The organism is Herbaspirillum lusitanum P6-12, from assembly GCF_000256565.1.
Taxonomy (GTDB): domain Bacteria; phylum Pseudomonadota; class Gammaproteobacteria; order Burkholderiales; family Burkholderiaceae_D; genus Herbaspirillum; species Herbaspirillum lusitanum.
On sequence record NZ_AJHH01000040.1, the window covers coordinates 1 to 18,288 of the forward strand.

The 18,288-nt window shown below is 62.2% G+C and carries 12 protein-coding genes and 3 pseudogenes; 7 read left to right on the forward strand and 8 right to left on the reverse strand.

The features are described 5' to 3' along the window. Positions 1–376: 376 nt before the first annotated feature. The 7 genes from HLUSI_RS0101510 to HLUSI_RS0101540 all read left to right on the forward strand — a co-directional run bounded on the left by HLUSI_RS0101510 (position 377) and on the right by HLUSI_RS0101540 (position 5,947). On the forward strand, positions 377–1,105 hold the full coding sequence (locus HLUSI_RS0101510; RefSeq protein ID WP_040503043.1) for an ABC transporter permease: 729 nt from the start codon (positions 377–379) through the stop codon (positions 1,103–1,105). Positions 1,106–1,181: 76 nt separating this feature from the next. Beyond that, complete coding sequence (locus HLUSI_RS0101515; protein WP_016832279.1) at positions 1,182–2,102, forward strand: glycine betaine ABC transporter substrate-binding protein; 921 nt, start codon at positions 1,182–1,184, stop codon at positions 2,100–2,102. A 10-nt stretch (positions 2,103–2,112) separates the two neighbouring features. Continuing rightward, the gene (locus HLUSI_RS0101520; RefSeq protein ID WP_016832280.1) at positions 2,113–2,763 is read left to right on the forward strand and encodes an ABC transporter permease; all 651 of its coding nucleotides are present in this window, start codon (positions 2,113–2,115) and stop codon (positions 2,761–2,763) included. Then, positions 2,760–3,899 carry an osmoprotectant ABC transporter ATP-binding protein OsmV gene (locus tag HLUSI_RS0101525; RefSeq protein ID WP_016832281.1) on the forward strand — a complete coding sequence of 380 codons (1,140 nt, stop codon included), beginning with the start codon at positions 2,760–2,762 and terminating at the stop codon, positions 3,897–3,899. Before HLUSI_RS0101520 ends, HLUSI_RS0101525 begins: the two co-directional genes overlap by 4 nt. A gap of 224 nt (positions 3,900–4,123) precedes the next feature. After that, entirely contained in the window at positions 4,124–4,846 is a 723-nt protein-coding gene (gene phbB / locus HLUSI_RS0101530; RefSeq protein ID WP_016832282.1) for an acetoacetyl-CoA reductase, read from the forward strand. Between the two features lie 43 nt (positions 4,847–4,889). Further along, entirely contained in the window at positions 4,890–5,312 is a 423-nt protein-coding gene (locus HLUSI_RS0101535) for a bacteriohemerythrin (RefSeq protein ID WP_016832283.1), read from the forward strand. Positions 5,313–5,383: 71 nt separating this feature from the next. Beyond that, positions 5,384–5,947: a hypothetical protein gene (locus tag HLUSI_RS0101540; protein ID WP_016832284.1), complete on the forward strand. Its 564-nt coding sequence runs from the start codon at positions 5,384–5,386 to the stop codon at positions 5,945–5,947. A gap of 85 nt (positions 5,948–6,032) precedes the next feature. Here HLUSI_RS0101540 and HLUSI_RS0101545 read toward each other — a convergent pair whose 3' ends face one another. The 8 genes and pseudogenes from HLUSI_RS0101545 to mgtA form a co-directional block, all read right to left on the reverse strand. Further along, positions 6,033–6,506, reverse strand: coding sequence for a universal stress protein (locus HLUSI_RS0101545; protein ID WP_016832285.1), 474 nt, complete (start codon positions 6,504–6,506; stop codon positions 6,033–6,035). A 38-nt stretch (positions 6,507–6,544) separates the two neighbouring features. After that, positions 6,545–7,662, reverse strand: a pseudogene (locus tag HLUSI_RS26470) (acetate/propionate family kinase). Beyond that, positions 7,659–9,062 (reverse strand): bifunctional enoyl-CoA hydratase/phosphate acetyltransferase, encoded by a 1,404-nt coding sequence (locus tag HLUSI_RS0101555; protein ID WP_016832286.1) that lies wholly within the window; start codon positions 9,060–9,062, stop codon positions 7,659–7,661. The pseudogene HLUSI_RS26470 and the gene HLUSI_RS0101555 overlap by 4 nt, the downstream one beginning before the upstream one ends. 59 nt (positions 9,063–9,121) lie before the next feature. Continuing rightward, positions 9,122–10,253 (reverse strand): annotated as a pseudogene (locus HLUSI_RS26475) (ABC transporter permease). Between the two features lies 1 nt (position 10,254). Continuing rightward, the gene (gene rbbA, locus HLUSI_RS0101565) at positions 10,255–13,026 is read right to left on the reverse strand and encodes a ribosome-associated ATPase/putative transporter RbbA (RefSeq protein ID WP_016832287.1); all 2,772 of its coding nucleotides are present in this window, start codon (positions 13,024–13,026) and stop codon (positions 10,255–10,257) included. Beyond that, a pseudogene (locus HLUSI_RS26480) lies at positions 13,023–14,083 on the reverse strand (HlyD family secretion protein). Before HLUSI_RS26480 ends, rbbA begins: the two are co-directional and overlap by 4 nt. 2 nt (positions 14,084–14,085) lie before the next feature. Further along, a complete protein-coding gene (locus HLUSI_RS0101575; RefSeq protein WP_040503044.1) occupies positions 14,086–15,552 on the reverse strand; it encodes an efflux transporter outer membrane subunit in 1,467 nt (488 codons plus the stop codon). Positions 15,553–15,666: 114 nt separating this feature from the next. Next, on the reverse strand, positions 15,667–18,288 hold a 2,622-nt coding region (mgtA, locus tag HLUSI_RS0101580; RefSeq protein WP_330987093.1), incomplete at its 5' end, for a magnesium-translocating P-type ATPase.

The window sequence follows — 18,288 nt, forward strand, 5'->3', positions numbered from 1 at the left end:
GGCCTTTTTGGCCGGTTTTTCGTTTCTAAAGATGCGCCGGTTATGACTTCTTGAATTGTCATTTCTGGACTTCATTAAGCAAGTCGGTTATACTACCGTCTGTCCTAGCGACAACACTTGTTCAACTACTAAGTAATTCCTGATCCGCTCTTGGATCGTCTCGTTGTCCGGCATGCCGATTTACTGTCGCCGGATGCATACATCGTCGATTACGCGTTCGCGCGATCGATTTCATCGCTGCCTCGGCAGCACAGGTTCGTATCCAAACGATTAGCCCTGCGAGGGCAACGAACCACTACAAATAGTCAAAGCGCTGTCGCGGTTTCGATATCGGCATTTCATTGATCTCGACCATGGCGGCCACACAGGGGGAACCATGACGCGAAGTCTTCGCAACGTCATCGGTGGCGCAGCCGCGGTCACAGCCGTTTCAGTGCTCGCCGTCGCCGGCCTGATCCAGTGGATCGGGATGGACGTCATCACGCAATACCGCAGCGACCTGATCTACTACACCGGGAAACATCTGCAGTTGGTCGCGTGGTCGATGCTGCTGGCAATCGCCACCGGCGTTCCGGCCGGCGTCGTGCTGAGCCGACCGGCGCTGGGGCGCCGCGCCGAGTACTTCATCCAGGTCTTCAACATCGGCAATACCATTCCATCGATCGCCGTGCTGGCGTTGGCGCTGGCCTTCTTCGGCATCGGCAACTGGCCGACCATCCTGGCGCTGTGGCTGGCTTCGCTGCTACCGATCGTGCGCAATACCTTCGAAGGCCTGAAGAATGTGCCGGCGCCGCTGCGCGAAGCCGCCAAAGGCATCGGCATGAAGCCCTATCAGGTGCTGCTGCGCGTCGAGCTGCCGAACGCCTTGCCGATCATCGTCGGCGGCATCCGCACGGCGCTGGTGATCAACGTCGGCACCGCGCCGCTGTCGATGCTGATCGGCGGAGAAAGCCTGGGCGGATTGATATTCCCCGGCATCTACCTGAACAACCACGGCCAGCTGCTGCTGGGCGCGGCGGCCACGGCGCTGCTGGCGCTGGTGCTGGACGCACTGGTGACGGCGCTGTCGGGTTTCTACCTGGCCCGTCGCGGGCTGCGTACCTGATTCCGCAGATTCCATTTCCATCACAAGAACGACCGCACGCCGACTTCATCCACGGCATAGCGGTAGAGAGGAAAGCATGACAAAGAAGACCATCGCAACCTATGCTCTGTGCGCCCTGGCGCTGGGCCTTGCCCTGTTGGGCGCGGCCCCGGCTCGCGCTCAGGCGCAGCACCTGGTCATCGGCGGCAAGAACTTCACTGAGCAATTGCTGCTCTCGGACATGACCGCCCAGTACCTGCGCGCCAAGGGCTATGACACCGAACTGAAGAACGGCCTGGGCACCACCCTGATGCGCTCGGCGCTCGAAAGCGGGCAGCTCGACATCGTCTGGGACTACACCGGTACCGCCCTGATCGTCTACAACCATGTCGACGAAAAGCTCGACGCCGAAGCCACCTACCAACGCGTCAAGGAGCTCGACCGGAACATCGGTCTGGTCTGGCTCAACGAGTCCGGCCTCAACAATACCTACGCCTTCGCCATGCCGCAAAAGCTGGCCGACGAACAAGGCATCAACACGCTGGAAGATCTCGCGCGGCACATCACGCAGGAGCAGCAGGCCGGCGGCAAGCCGCAACTGATGGGCGTGGACTATGAATTCGCGTCGCGTCCTGACGGCCTCGAGCCGATGCAGAAGCTCTACGGCTTCCAGCTCGACCGCAGCGAAGTCAAGCAGATGGACCCGGGACTGGTCTACACCGCCTTGCGCAACGAGCAGCTCGATGTCGGCCTGACGTATTCGTCGGACGGTCGCATCAAGGGCTTCAACCTGAAACTGCTTGAGGACAACAAGGGCTATTTCGCCGCATACAAGGCGACACCCGTGGTGCGCGAGGAAGTGTTGCAGGAGCATCCGCAACTGGCGGACCAACTGAACGCCTTGTCCGCCGCCATCGACACGGAAAAGATGACCGACATGAACAAGCGCGTCGACATCGACCAGGAGCCGATCGGCAAGGTCGTCACCGAATTCCTGCAGCAGCAGGGACTGATCTGAGGAGCCGGCCATGAATCTGATCGACTACCTCGCCGGCGACTGGCACAACATCCTCAACCTGACGCTGCAGCATCTCCGGCTGGTCGGCGTCGCCGTCAGCCTCGCCATCCTCATCGGCGTGCCGCTGGGCATCCTCATCACGCGCCATCGCTGGCTGGCCACGCCCTTGCTCGGTCTGGCCACGGTGGTGCTGACCTTGCCTTCGATTGCGCTGTTCGGCCTGATGATTCCGGTGTTCTCGCAATTCGGCGCCGGCATCGGACCGTTGCCGGCGATCACCGCGGTGTTCCTGTACTCGCTGCTGCCGATCATGCGCAACACCTTCCTCGCGCTCGACAACATCGACAGCGGCATCCGCGAAGCCGGCATCGGTATCGGCATGACCTTCTGGCAGCGCCTGCGCATGGTTGACTTGCCGCTGGCGCTGCCGGTGATCCTGGGCGGCGTGCGCACGGCGGTGGTAATGAACATCGGCGTGATGGCGATCGCCGCCGTGATCGGCGCCGGCGGCCTGGGCGTGCTGATCCTGCATGCGATCAGCCAGAGCAACATGCAAAAACTGGTGGTGGGCGCCGTGCTCATCAGCGTGCTGGCGATTGTCGCCGACATGCTGCTGCAAGGCCTGCAACGACTTCTGACTCCGAAAGGACTGCAAAAATGATAGAACTCGAACAACTCAGCAAAACCTACACGCAAAAAGACGGTACGCCGGTGAAGGCGGTCGACTCGGTCAGCCTGAAGGTGGCAGAAGGCGAGATCTGCGTCTTCCTCGGCCCGTCCGGTTGCGGCAAGACCACCACGCTGAAGATGATCAATCGCCTGATCGCGCCGACATCCGGCCGCGTGCTGCTCAACGGTGAAGACACCACCGGCATCGACGAAGTCAGCCTGCGCCGCCACATCGGCTACGTGATCCAGCAGATCGGCCTGTTTCCCAACATGACGATCGAAGAAAACATCACCATCGTGCCGCGCCTGCTGGGCTGGGACAAGAAGCGCTGCCGCGAGCGAGCGACCGAACTGATGGCGATGGTGGCGCTGGATCCGGCGAAATTCCTCAAGCGCTATCCGCGCGAACTGTCGGGCGGCCAGCAACAGCGCATCGGCGTGATCCGCGCGCTGGCGGCGGATGCGCCGGTGCTGCTGATGGACGAGCCGTTCGGTGCGGTCGATCCGATCAACCGCGAATCGATCCAGAACGAGTTTTTCCAGATGCAGCGCCAGCTCAAGAAGACCGTGATCATGGTCAGCCACGATATCGACGAAGCGATCAAGCTGGGCGACCAGGTGGCGATTTTCCGCGCCGGCAAGCTGGTGCAGTTCGATCATCCGGATACCTTGCTGGCCCGTCCCAAGGATGATTTCGTCAGCGCCTTCGTCGGTCAGGATCACACGCTCAAGCGCCTGCTGCTGGTGCGCGCGGGCGATGCAGCGACGACGCCGTCGACCGCGCGTCCGGGCTTGCCGTTGCAGGACGCGATGGCTCTGATGGACGACCAGGATGCGCGTTACCTCACCATCACCGACAACGACAACCGCGCGCTCGGCTACGTCAGCCGGCGCGATATCCGCAGCACAGGAACAGCCGGCGTCAGCGGCGACAAGGTCAAGCCTTTCAACCTCAATGCCACGCCGGACGAAAACCTGCGCGTGGTGCTGTCGAAGATGTACAAGCACAGCGCCAGCTGGATGCCGGTCATCGATGCAGAGGGGAAATATATTGGGGAAGTGACGCAGGATTCGATTGCCGACTACCTGAGTTCCGGTAAGTCGCGCGGCCAGAAGATAGCCGCCTGATATTTTAACTGGTTGACGGCGGAAAAAGCCCGGGATCCGGCGTGCACCATCCATTCGCGACGCCAGATCGATTCAGGTGTCAGGTGGGTGCTGGCAAGTCCTGGAATATCCGGAAATTTTCGACCCGCGTCCTTTTCCTTTGACTTGGATCAAGTACAAAAAAACGCTTCGGAATAGAGTCTGTCCATACGGAATACTTTCAGCTTGCGCGAGGAGCGGACGATATGGACAGAGTTGCATTGGTCACCGGCGGAACCAGAGGCCTTGGCGCGGCCATTGCCGTCGCCTTGCGCGATGCAGGCTATCGTGTTGCAACGGTGCATCGCAGTAACGTCGACGCTGCGCAAGCCTTCAGGGAAAAGACCTCCATCCCCGTGTTTTGCTGGGATGTCGCCGATTTTTCGGCTTGCCGCGAAGGCATCCGGCAGGTCGAGTCGGAAATCGGTCCGGTCGATATCCTGGTGAACAATGCCGGGATCACCCGCGACGCGGTGCTGCATCGCATGACGCCCGAACAATGGTCGGCGGTCATCCTCACCAACCTGGGATCCGTGTTCAACATGTCGCGCAACGCCATCGAGGGCATGCGCGAACGCGGCTTCGGTCGCATCGTCAATATCAGTTCGGTCAACGGCGAACGAGGCCAGATCGGGCAAGCCAACTATGCCGCCGCCAAGGCGGGAATCCTGGGTTTCACCAAATCCCTGGCGCTCGAAAGCGCCCGAAAGAACATCACCGTCAATGCGATCGCACCGGGTTATTGCGATACGGACATGGTAGCGGCCGTTCCCAAGGAAGTACTGGACAAAATTGTTGCCGGCATCCCCGTTGGTCGGCTAGGCAACGGCGGCGACATCGCCCGCCTGGTCCTGTTCCTGGCCGATGACGCCGCAAGCTTCATTACCGGAGCAACCTTCGATGCCAACGGCGGGCAGTTCATGGCATGACGCCGGATACTTTTTTTGAACATGATGCAAGCAGGAGGAAGATATGGCAGCACTGACATGGTCGCCGCAGATGTCGTTAGGCATCACCGAGATGGACAACGCCCACAAGGCGCTGATTCAGGACCTGACTGACATCATGAGCGCACCCGACCCGGAATTTTCCGCACGTCTGCTGCGCATCGTCGCCTTGCTGGAAAACGATTTCCGGGAAGAAGAGGCGTTGATGGAAAAAATAAACTATCCCGAACTGCGCGTGCACCGGGAGGAGCATGCGGAGTTGCTGAGCACCTTGCATCACGTCGTGCCCAAGGCCATGAGCGGGGATTACGTACTGCCGCGCCAGGTGCTCAACATGCTTCCCCAATGGTTCCTGAACCATCTGGTCAGGATGGATTCGGCGCTGGTCAAAGCGCTGAACGCTGCGGGCGCACGGCCCGTGAAGCATGCCGAGGCCGCTCCGCAGTAAGCGGGTGCAAGGCCCGTTCGGTCAATCTCACCTGGCTTTCCCGAGGAAAGCCGTTCACCAAGGAGTTCTCCATGTTTTCTTTTCCGTCCATGCAAAGTCCGGATGACATCCGGCGCACCTTCAACGCCGAACTGCGCTTGTGCAACGCAGTCGCGAGCAATGCCGCCGACATGGCGTTACGTATCGCCGATCTGAATTTTTGCATGTGGAAGCAAGGCGTCGCCAATTGGTCGAAACGTTCGGAGAAGCTGGAATTGCCGGACGCCAAAAACCTTCCCGGATGGCTCGATGCGAGTCATCTCAAGCAAGATCTCGAGAACATCACCACCTACGGCCAGCAAATCACCAAAATCATGCTGGACTTGCAGGGCGACCTGGCCAAGTTCGCCCAACAGCGTGCCGCCACCACATGGAATGCGGCGGCCAATACCGGATCACAGCCCGCTGCCTCCGCGCCTGCATCGAACGCCCCGGCCATGGCCTTCCTCCAGAACATGGTCGACCAGGCCAGCAAGGGATATGCACAATGGACCGGCAGCGCCTTGAACGCAATCGATGCCGTGGAAACTGATCTGGTGCATGCCGCGAGCGGCAAGGACGCCGCTCCGGCGGTGAAAGCGCGCACTCGGAAATAAAACGCTTTCCTTCCCCCGCAGCGCGACAGTATCGATTGTTCCTCTTATCGGTGCTGTCGCGCTTTTTTTGACAGTGCGTCAATTTTCAGGTCGTCGTCTCCGGACGCAGGGCCTGGGCTTTCTTGACCAACAATACCGGCACCGGCGACAAGCGGGCGACCTGCTCCGCATCGCTGCCCATGAGGAAGCGATGCACGCCCCGGCGGCCGTGGGTTCCGATCACGATGAGATCGGCCTTGTTGGTGACGGCTCGCTCGATGATCACATCGGCGACACGCGCTCCCATGGCCTCCATTATTTCGATGTCCACCGTAATCCCGGACTTTTCCAGCAATGCGGCGGTGCGGGCGAGCATGTCTTCGGCTTCCTTCAATGCGAGCGGCCTGGTGGTCGCGATGTAGACGTTGGGATCTTCGAAACCGTTGCTTAGCGTTGTCATGTCCAGCACGTGCAGCAAGCGCACCCGCGCCTTGCACAAGACCGCCAGCGCGCGGGCTTCTCCGACTGCGGATTCGGCGGTGACGCTACCGTCGATGGGGACAAGAATCGTGTTGTACATGATGTTCTCCTGAGGTGAGTGGTGATTGGCGATGGTGACTAAGCGGTGTATCGGACGGACGTTGCGGGCAGCAGCGATTGCGCCAGGCTTGCCGCCATCCATTCCTCGTTGGTGGGCTCCACGGCGACGGCGACGCGGCTTTGCGGCGATGAGATCAGGGCGGATGCGGCACCATTGGCGCCATCGTCCAGCCTCAGGCCGAGAAAACCAAGATGCTTGCAAATGCGGGAGCGCAGCTCGGCGTTGTGCTCGCCGATGCCGGCGGTGAACACCAGCATGTCGAGGCCGCCAAGCACCGCCGCCAGCGTTCGCGCGGGTCCGAGGACGTGCCGGAGATGCCTTGCAGGCCCGACTCGTGGTACAGGAGGTGGCCGAGCTGTTGCGGGGAAAGCTGTTCGGTTTCCATCAGATAGAGAAGCACGCCGGGATCGAGCGATCCGCAGCGGGTTCCCATCATCAGTCCGTCCAGCGCGGAGAATCCCATCGTGGTCGCGACGCTGCGCAGGTCCTGCATGGCGCACAGGCTGGCGCCGCTGCCCAGATGGGCGACGATGGTGTTGCCGCGGGCAGCATCGCCGTGGCGTTCCGCCAGCACGACGGACATGTACGCATACGACAGGCCGTGAAAGCCGTAACGGCGGAGACCGCGTTCCCAGGCCGAGTAGGGAATGGGCAGCATCTTCTCGACACGCGGCAAGCCGTGATGGAAGGCGGTATCGAAACAGGCGATCTGCATCAGTTCCGGCCGCGATTGCAGCAAGCTCTCGATCGCCTCCAGTGCAAACGGCTGGTGCAGCGGCGCCAGCGGGATGAAGCTGCGCAGGTCGGCAAGCACGTCGTGACTGACGCATACCGGTTCAGAATATTTGGCGCCGCCGTGCACCACGCGGTGCACTACGGCGATGACGCGATTCCCGCCCAGCCTGGCAATGGTGTACTCGCGGATGCGCAGCAGCGCGGCGTGATAGGGCGCATCCCGATCAACCGGCATTGGTTCAGTCGCCTGGCCGGAGACGGAAAAAGTCGGCGAAGATCCGGTGATGCCGTCGGCTTTGCCGCTCCAGAGCGGGGTGCGCTGCATCGGAAGCGGCGAATTGAAGAGCGCGAACTTGATGCTTGAGGAGCCGCAATTCAATACCAGGATGCAGTCGCTCATGTCGCCTCCCGTGCGCAATTGGCCAGCAACAGCGCAATGGCGCAGGAGGCGATGCGGGATTCACGCGAGTCGGCACGGCTGGTCAGGACGATGGGAACGCGCGCGCCCAGCACGATGCCGGCGCTGGCCGCGCCGCCCAGGTATTCGAGCTGCTTGGCCAGCATGTTGCCGCTTTCCAGATCCGGCACCACCAGGATGTCAGCGCGTCCGGCCACTTCGGACACGATCCCCTTGACGCGCGCCGCTGCGATGGAGACGGCATTGTCGAACGCCAGCGGACCGTCCAGGATGGCGCCGCTAATCTGTCCGCGGTCGGCCATCTTGCAGAGGGCGGCGGCGTCCAGGGTGGCCGCCATGCGCGCATTGACGGTCTCCACCGCAGCGAGAATCGCCACGCGCGGCTGCTGCACGCCGATCGCCTGGGCCAGTCCGATGGCGTTGCGGATGATGTCGGCTTTTTCGTCCAGATTCGGGGCGATGTTGATGGCGGCATCGGTAATGATGAAGGGACGCGGATAGCTCGGTGTCTGCATCAGGAAGCAGTGGCTCAGGCGCCGTCCGGTCCGCAGAGCGGGGCAGGCCAGCACAGCCGACATCAGTTCATCGGTGTGCAGGCTTCCTTTCATGAGTGCTGCAACCTCGCCGCTGGCCGCAAGCTCAACGGCACGAGCCGCCGCTGCATGGCTGTGAGGAACATCTTCAATACGCAGTGTCGAAATATCCAGTTTGTTGCTGTCGGCAACGGCTTGTAGTTTTGCGCGGGGAGCGACCAACACAGGTACGATCAACCCGGCTGCCTGCGCATCAAGTGCTGCCGACAGGCTCAGTTCATCGCAAGGATGCACTACCGCGGTGACCACCGCACCCATGGGGCGAACATGTTCGAGCAAGCGCAGCAAGCCGTTCTCTCCGCTGAGCAGCCGCACCTCGGGCAAGGTGGTGCGCGGCATCGAAATGCGCTCGACGGGCGCGATGACATCGGCTAGGCCCTCGATCACCGTCACGCCGTCCTGGTTGATGCAGGAGCACGCCAGCAACAGGCGTTTGCTGGTTTCGTGACGCTCGGTGACGCGCACGCTGATCGTGAGCCTGTCACCGATACGCGCCGGCGCCCTGAAGTTGAGCGTCTGTCCTAGGTAGACCGTTCCCGGGCCGGGCAGGCGGGTGCCGAGCACGGCCGAAATCAGCGCACCTCCCAGCATGCCATGCGCGATGACGCCATGAAACCGGGTCGACGAGGCAAATTCAGCGTCCAGATGCTGGGGATTGACGTCGCCTGACAGGATGGCGAACAGCTGGATATCCTGTGCCGTCAGCGTGCGCTCTATCGAGGCGCTGTCGCCGATGGCGATTTCGTCGAAGGTGAGATTCTGGACCAGGAGCAGGTCTTCTTTGCGCATGCGGTTCTCCGGATGGAAATGCGTTGTCAGGATGAAGCGGCTGTATCGATACGAGGTGTTCAGGCCATTTGCCCGATGGTTTTGCGAAAGCGCATCAGGGCGGCAGCGAACAGCGCAGCCCCGATGCCCATGATCGCCAGCATCTGGGGCCAGATCACGGCCGCCCCCGCGCCCCGGTAAAGCACCGCTTGGGCGGCGGAAACAAAATGCGTCGTCGGCGCCGCCAGCATGATGTTTTGCACCAGCAGCGGCATGCTTTCGCGCGGAGTCGATCCACCCGACAGCAATTGCAAGGGCAATAGCACCAGCACCACCAGCATGCCGAACTGCGGCATCGACCGCGCCAGCATCGCCATGAAGATGCCCATTGACGTGGTGGCGAACAGGTGCAGCGCCGCCACCGCGAGAAACAGCCAGACCGATCCCTGGACCGGTACCTGCAAGGCGCCCTGAACGATGAACACCAGCGCCGCCGCCGCCGCCAGCAAAACCACCAGACCCATGGACCAGACCTTGGCCAGCATGATCTCCAAGGGCGTGACGGGCATCACGAGCAGATGCTCGATCGTGCCGTGCTCACGCTCGCGGATGAGCGCGGCGCCGGTGAGGATGATGGACAGCATGGTGACGTTGTTGATGATCTCCATCAGCGCCCCGAACCAGGCGCGCTCGAGGTTGGGATTGAAACGGGAATGCAGCACCAGTTCAGCGGGCGCGGCGGCGATGCCGCGATAGCGTTGGAGGAATTCGGCGACTTCCGTGTTGATGATTTCAAGGATGTAGGAGTTGCCGGTAAATGCCTGGCTCATGCGCGTGGCGTCCACGTTCAGCTGTACGGCCGGCCAGCACGTCGCGCTGGAAGCCGGGCGGAATGTCGAGCACAAAGGTGTAGTCGCCATTGTCCATGCCGACATCCATCCGGCTGAGGGAGATCATGTCCGGGGTCTTGAAATAGGGTGGATAGAAACTGGCGGCAATGCGCGCCGACAAGGGCGATCCGTCTTCGTCGACGATGGCGATCGCAGCGTTGTGCAGGCTGTCCGGCATGGCCGTCGCCGCCACATAGATGGAGACGGTAAAGGTGTAGGCGATCAGAACCAGCATCGCCGGATCGCGTGCGAGGCTCCACAGTTCCTTGACGCCGAGGCGGGTGATGTTGGCGACGGCGCGCCAGGAGAGTGGGGTCTTCATGTCAACGCTCCTGCTTCCTGAGCAGCAGGACGGAGGCCCCCAGTATCACCGGCACGGCCGCCAGCAGGGACCAGAAGGACGGCATCAGGCCCGACAGGTCGAGCGCCTTGTTGAAGATGCCCCGGCTGATGGTCAGGAAATGCGACGCCGGATACAGTCGCCCGATCCAGGCGCCGACGCCTTCCAGCGATGACACCGGATTGAGCAGGCCGGCAAACTGCACGCACGGAATGATGGTGCCGATCATTGTGACGAAAATGGCGGCGATCTGGCTCCTGGTGAAGGTCGACGCCAGCAGGCCGAAACCGGTCGAGCAGATGATGAACACGAAGGCCGTCAACGCCAGCGAAGCGAAATCGCCCTTGATCGGCACGCCGAAAACGCTCACCGCCAGCAGCGTCAGCAGCAGGAAATTGAGCATGCCCAGCAGCACATAGGGAACTTGCTTTCCCAGCAGGAATTCCGCGCGAGTGACCGGAGTCACGTACAGGTTGATGATCGAGCCGAGTTCCTTTTCGCGCACCACCGACAGCGCGGCCAGCATTGCCGGGATCATCATCAGCAGCATCGGAATGACGGCCGGCACCATGGCCGGCAGGCTTTTGACGTCGGGGTTGTAGCGATAGCGCGTCTCCACCGAGCTGGTCGCAACCGGCCGCATGCCGAGACGATGGGTTGCCATGTCGACCAGCCATAACTGGTGCATCGCCAGGACATAGCCGCGCACGGTTTCCGCGCGCATCGGCATGGAGCCGTCGATCCATGCGCCGATCTGGGCCGGAGCCCCGCGTTCCAGATCGCGTGCGAAGCCGGGCGGTATCTCGATGGCCAGCGCCAGTTCGCCGTTGCGCATGCGACGGTCGATATCGTTGTAGTCCGACAATGCAGCCTTCTCGATGAAGTAGCGCGAGCCTGACAAGTTGAGCGCGTAGCTTTGGCTCAGCGCGGTCTGGTCGCGGTCGAGCACCGCGTAGGAGAGGTTCTCGACGTCGAGGCTGATGCCGTAGCCGATGATGAACAGCAGGATCGCCGTTCCCAGCAGGGCCAGCGTGGCTCTCACCGGATCGCGCCGCAATTCCAAGGTTTCTCGCAGCGCATAGCTATAGGCGCGTCCGAACCGGAAGCCTCGGTTTTGCCGGCGTGGTGAAACGGACGGCAGCGCGGCTGTTTCTGCCGCGTTCTGCGACGTCAGCGCAGGCGACGACGTCATATTCTGCTCGCCGGCCGCTTCTTTGAGATAGCCGATGAACGCCTCCTCAAGTGTCGCCGCACCGCTTTGCCGGACCAGCTCTGCCGGACTCGCGCTGATCAGCACGCGGCCTGCGTGCATCAACGAGATGCGGTCGCAGCGTTCGGCCTCATTCATGAAATGCGTGGAGATGAAGATCGTGACATGATCGTTGCGCGCCAAATCGATCATCAGTTGCCAGAACATGTCGCGTGCGATCGGATCAACGCCGGAAGTCGGCTCGTCAAGGATCAACAGTTCCGGACGATGGACCATGGCGACGGCCAGCGACAATCGCTGACGTACGCCCAGCGGCAATCCTTCCGGCAACTCATCGAGAACTTGGTGGAGATCGAAGCGCCTGGCCATTTCATCGATTCTTGATGCGATATCGTTCTCGGGCACCTGGAACAGGCGTGCGTGCAGCACCAGGTTCTGCCTGACGGTCAATTCGCCATAGAGCGAGAAGGCCTGCGACATGTAGCCGACGCGCTGGCGCGTGGTGATGTCGCTGCCGTCGACTTTACGGCCGAACAGCCATGCCTTGCCTTCGCTGGCGGGGATCAGGCCGGTCAGCATCTTCATGGTGGTGGATTTGCCGCAGCCGTTGGAACCAAGGAAGCCGAAGATCTCGCCGCGCCGTATCTTGAAATCGACGTGGGCGACCGCCACGAAATCCCCGAAGCGCATCGTCAGCCCCTTGGCCTCGATGGCAGTCTCCTCGTTGTCGGACGGTTGCAAGGGCGTAACGACCACGGCGCGATGATTGCGCCGCTTGGCTTCGGGCAGCATGGCGATGAACGCCGCTTCGAGGGACGCCGCGCCGACACGCTCGTGCAGTTCGCGCGGTGTCCCGGTGGCCAGTATCTTGCCGTCATCCATCGCGACCAGCCAGTCGAAGCGATCCGCTTCTTCCATGTAGGCGGTGGCGACAATGACGCTCATGCCTTCGCGCTCGTCGCGGATCCTTGCAATCAAATCCCAGAATTGGGCGCGCGACAGCGGGTCCACGCCGGTGGTAGGCTCGTCAAGAATCAGCAAATCGGGATCGTGGATCAATGCGCAGCACAGGCCCAATTTCTGTTTCATGCCACCGGACAGTTTGCCGGCGGGACGTGACAGGAAAGGCTGCAGTCCGGTGCTTTGTGTCAGTTCATCAATCCGGCGCCGACGGGATATTGCGTCGTGTCCGAACAGGCGCCCGAAGAACTGCAGATTTTCTTCCACCGACAGCGTGGGGTAGAGATTTTTACCCAAGCCTTGCGGCATATAGGCAATACGTGGGCAGGTCTTGCTGCGATGGCGGCTGTCAGCCATGCTGCCGCCCAGCACGTCAATCTGGCCTTGCTGTATCTGGCGGGCGCCTGCCAGCAGGGACAGCAAGCTTGATTTGCCAACACCGTCCGGTCCGATGAGGCCGATCATCCGTTTGGCCGAAAGCACAAGATTGATGTCGGTGAGCGCCTGTGTCTTGCCAAGCTGCAGGCTGACGCCGCTCAGGCGTGCAACGACTTCCTGCGCGCCATCGGAGGCAAGCGCATTCACTTGGGTACCTTCACTGCCAGGTCGGCAGGCCAGTCTGCCTGTCCTGCCAGTTTGACCCAGGCCACGCCGGGCAAGCCGGTCTTCACCAAGTGCAGATGCTTGACCAGCAAGTCGCGGTCAATCTGCGCCTTGACGCGAAACATCAGTTTCTGGCGTTCGCTGGCGGTCTCGACGGTCTTCGGGGTGAACTGCGCGGTGCTGGCGACGTACGACACCCGGGCCGGGATCACATACTGCGGGGCGGCGTCGAGGATCAGCCGCACGTCGCTGCCGATGGCCAGTTTGCCGGCAGCCGCCTCCGGCACGAAGAAGGTCATGTAGACATCGCTGAGGTCGACCAGGTTGAGGACTTTGCCGCCGCTGCCAAGTACTTCGCCGGGTTGCGCGACACGGTATTGGACCCGTCCTCCGCGCGGCGCCGTCAATGCGCTGTCGACGATGTCGGCGTCGATGCGGGCGACCGTCGCGGTGGCTGCGGTCACCGAGGCCATGGCGCCGGTGACTTGCATATGGGCCGCATTGATGGCCGCCGCCGCGCAGTTGCCGCGCTGAGCGCCGCCTGCGTGGTGCGCACGCGGGTACGATCGTCATCGACCTCCTGGATGGAGGAGGCGCCTTCCTGAACCAGGGTTTCGGAGCGCACCAGTCGTCGTTGTGCGGCATCGAGTTCGCTTTCACGTTGCGCCACCTGCGCCAGCGCAGCCTGCCGGTCGCTCTCGCGCACGGCTACCTGCGCCTGGGCGCTTGCCACGGCGGCCACGACTTGCTGCTTCTGCGCGACGGCTTCGTCACGTTGCGCCTGCAACACCTGGATCTGCATATGCGCGAGGGGCTGGCCGGCGGCGACGTAATCGCCTTCGTTGACGAGGATGTCGTCGATACGCCCAGGCAGTTTCGCCGCGACGTCGATTTCGGTGGCTTCGATGCGGCCGTTGCCGCTGGCGAAGTCGGCGCCGGGCCCGGTGTCGCGGAAATGTTTCCAGCCATACCAGGCGATAGCCAATGCAGCGAAGGCGAGCAGTAGGAGGTACAGAGTGCGGCGCGAAGGAGTGTTCATGGTCAATTGTCTGGATCGGTCGTGGAGACGGTCTTGCCATCAGCGGCGGGGACTTCATCGGTGGCGCCGCCCAACGCGGCATAGAGACTGACATTGCCGGCGGCCAGCGCGCGTTGCAGCTGGACCAGCTGTTGTTGCGCGACGAGCAGGTCCCGTTGCGCATCAAGGACTTCAAGGAAGGAGGCCGAGCCGTTGTCGTAGCGCAGGTTCGATAAGCGTGCGCGTTCAGCCTGCACCTCCAGCGTCACGGCGGCGATGTCCACCTGGTAGTCCAGCCAGACGCGGGCGGACAAGGCATCGGAAACATCACGGAAGGCGCTCTGGATGGCTTTTTCGTAATTGAGCACGGCAATGTGGCGACGCGCTTCGGTCAGCTTGAGATTGCTGTTGCGCAGACCGCCGTCGAACAGCGGCAGGGAAATGCCGGGCGAAAAAGTCCAGGCGCGGCTGCCGCTGTCGAACAGCCCGCCCAGTTCGGCGCTGGCGGTGCCGGCCGATCCGGTCAGGGCAATGCGGGGGAAGAATGCCGCACGCGCCGCGCCGATATTGGCATTGGCCGCGCGCAGCTGGTGTTCGGCGGCGATGATGTCCGGCCGGTTGTTGAGCAGGTCGGAAGGAATGCCGGGACGGAGGCGGCGGGGCGCCTCGACCTCCGACAAGCGTTGCTGCAGCGTCGCTTCGCTGAGTTGCGTGCCGACCAGCAGGGCGAGCCGATGTATCTGCATCTCGCGTTCCTGCTCCAGTTGCGCCACCAGGCTTTGCGCCTGGGTCAGCAGCACAGCGACTTGCGTGAGATTGAGCCGCGAGGTCGAACCGACCTCGACGCGACGCTTGAATATTCGATAACTTTCGGCGCGGCTGGCAAGCGTCTGGCCGGCCAGGAACAGGCGTTCGTTGAGTTCGGAGAGCGTCAGGTAAGTGATGGCCACCTGCGCAATCAGGTCGATGCGCACAGCGCGTCGCGCGGCGTCGGAGGCGAGGTAGCTTTCAAGCGCGGCGTCCTTCAGACTGCGCACGCGGCCCCAGAAGTCCAGCTCCCAGCCAGCCATGCCCAGGCCCACCTGGTATTGGCTGGAAACCAGCGGCTTGCCGGTCAGGTTGAGATCGCCCGGCACGCGCGCGCGATCCAGTCCAGCCTGGGCGCCGACAGTGGGAAATTGCGCCGCGGCTTCGATCCCGTAAGCAGCCCGCGCCTCGTCGACGCGGGCCAGGGCGAGGCGCAGATCCTGGCTGTTCTGCAACGCCAGTTCGATCAGCGATTGCAGGTGCGCATCCTGGAAGTAACTGCGCCAGCCGATGGGTTCGGCGGACTCGCGCAATGCGGCTGCGGCATTGGGATAGTGCGTGGGGACCGGAAGCGCTGGCCGGATGTAGTCCGGCGCCAGCGAAACGCATCCGCCAAGTTGCAATGCGGCGAGCGCCATGATCAGACGGCTGCGCACAGTGCGTTTTCCCTTTGTCGCAGCCATTCTTGCTGAACTCACTTTCGCTCCCGCGTCGATTGATGCCATGCAGCACAGTCTACGGGGCGCCCGGCTGTTGCTTCTTGATATCAATCAAATGAGCGCCGAAAGATGCGCCAGTCACTTCAAGCCGAAACGCCTGATGAGCCAGGATTTCATCAATTGCGTCATCAGCAGGTAAGCGAAGACGATCGCCAGAATCGCGGCATTCAGATTCAAGGGCAATGCCGTCAAGCCGAGCGTATGTGCAATGGACGACGCCGGCAACCAGAACGCCAGCACGCAGATGACCGCGGTGGTGGCCAGCAGCGGCAGGCTGGGCTTGCTCTGGACGAAGGGGATTTTTCCGGTGCGGATGACATGCACTACCAGCGTCTGGGACAGCAGCGACTCGACAAACCATCCCGACTGGAACAGCAACGGCTGGCCGGCGGCGCCGAAGAAGTACCACAGCACGCCGAAGGTCATGTAATCGAACAGCGAGCTGACCGGTCCCAGCACCATCATGAAGCGGCCGATATCGAGGATTTCCCAGCGTCGCGGTTGTTTCAGGTACTCCGCGTCCACGTGATCGGTCGCGATCGTGGTCTGGGAAAAATCGTAGAGGAGGTTATTGAGCAGGATCTGCACCGGCGCCATCGGCAGGAAAGGCAACATGGCGCTCGCTCCCAGCACGCTGAGCATGTTGCCGAATGCCGAGCTGGAGCTCATCTTGATGTACTTCGTGATGTTGCCGAACACCCTGCGGCCTTCCAGCACGCCGTCCTTGAGCACGATCAGGCTCTTGCGCATGAGGATGATGTCGGCCGACTCCTTGGCGATGTCCACGGCGCTGTCGACGGAGATGCCGACGTCCGCCGCTTTCAGCGCGGCTCCGTCGTTGATGCCGTCGCCGAGATAGCCGACGACATGCCGGCGAGCCTGCAGGCAGCGGATGATCCTGGCCTTCTGTTGCGGATTCAGTTTGGCGAAGATGTTGCTGTGTTCCGCCAGTTCTCCCAGCGCCTCGTCACTCAGCGTGTCGATGTCGCTGCCGAGCACGGCCTGCTCTCCGGACAAGCCGACATGGCGGCAAACGTTGCGCACCACGGCGCCATTGTCGCCGCTGAGCACTTTCACCGTCACGCCGCAGGCATGCAGTCCGGCGATGGCTTCGCCGGCGCTGTCCTTGGGCGGATCAAGGAAGGCGATGTAGCCCACCAGGGTCAGCGCCGATTCATCGGCATTGCCGAGCGCGGGAACCTCGGCCGTTGCGGCTGGCAGCTCCTTATAAGCGACGGCAATCACGCGAAAACCGTCTTCGTTGAGATCGTCGACCGTCTTGCTGAGCGCCGCGCCGTGATGCCCGGCCAGCGGCATCGGCGCACCTGCATGCTCGGCGTGCGTGCAGACGGCCAGGATTTCTTCCGGCGCGCCCTTGCAGATGAGCAGGCGGGTGCGGTCGGCTTGCTCGACGATGACCGACATGCGACGCCGCTCGAAATCAAAGGGCAGTTCATCGATTTTCCGGAATTCCTTTTCCGTCTCGGCTTTCGTCTCCGCAGGCGTTGCTGATTTCTTGCCGGGGTCGACGTAGTTCAGGATCGCCATGTCCAGCAGGTTCTTCAAGCCGGTCTGGAAGAAACTGTTCAGGTAGGCATACCTGGTTACTTTCTGCGAATCCACGCCATCAATGTCGACGTGTTTTTCGAGAATGATGCAGTCCTGGGTCAGCGTGCCGGTCTTGTCGGTGCAGAGGATGTCCATCGCGCCGAAGTTCTGGATCGCATTGAGCCGCTTGACGATGACTTTCTTCTCCGACATTGCCAGCGCGCCCTTGGCGAGGTTGATGGTGATGATCATCGGCAGCATCTCGGGCGTGAGTCCCACCGCGACCGCCACGGCAAACAGCAGGGCTTCGAGCCAGTCGCCCTTGGTCAGGCCATTGATCAGGAACACCAGCGGCGCCATGACCAGCATGATGCGGATGATCAGGCGTATATACCTGTCGACGCCGCGATCAAAGCTGGTCGTCTCGCGCGTCTTGACGAGGTCGGCGGCGATATGGCCGAATGCCGTGCGCTCGCCGGTTGCCATGACCAGCGCGGCGCCGGTTCCGCTCACCACGTTGGTGCCCATGAACGCAAGGTTGGCCAGGTCGGTCAGGCTGCCGTTCGCAGCGTTCGACACCGCCACCGGTGTCTTTTCTATCGGGAGCGATTCTCCGGTCAACGCGGCCTGGCTGATGAACAGCATCCTGGCCGAGAGGATGCGGACGTCGGCCGGAGCGATATCGCCGGCCGACAAGAAAATGATGTCGCCCGGCACCAGTTCCGCGAGCGGCAATTCAACGTGTCCCTGACCGGCGCGTTGCACCGTGGCGGTGGTGGCCACCATCGATCGCAACTGCTGCGCCGCTTTGTCGGCGCGGTGTTCCTGCACAAAGGAAAGCAGTGACGACAACACGACCATCACGCCAATCATGATCCCGCTCCAGGTCTCGCCGATCAGCAGGTTGACCGTCGTGAGCGCGAGCAGGAGCAGCGACAATGGACTCGCAAACAGCTTGAGGAACTGGCGCCAGCCCTGCAGGCTGGGACCGGCGGCAATGACGTTGGCGCCGTATTGTCGGCGTCGCTTGCCGGCTTCCTCCGCCGTCAGTCCTTGCAGCGACGAGGACTGCTGCGCGAGTCCCGCTTCCGCCGTCATGGCGGCAATGCTGCGCAATGTCGTTTCTGCAGCCTGCGCCGGCGTCGGGCCTCT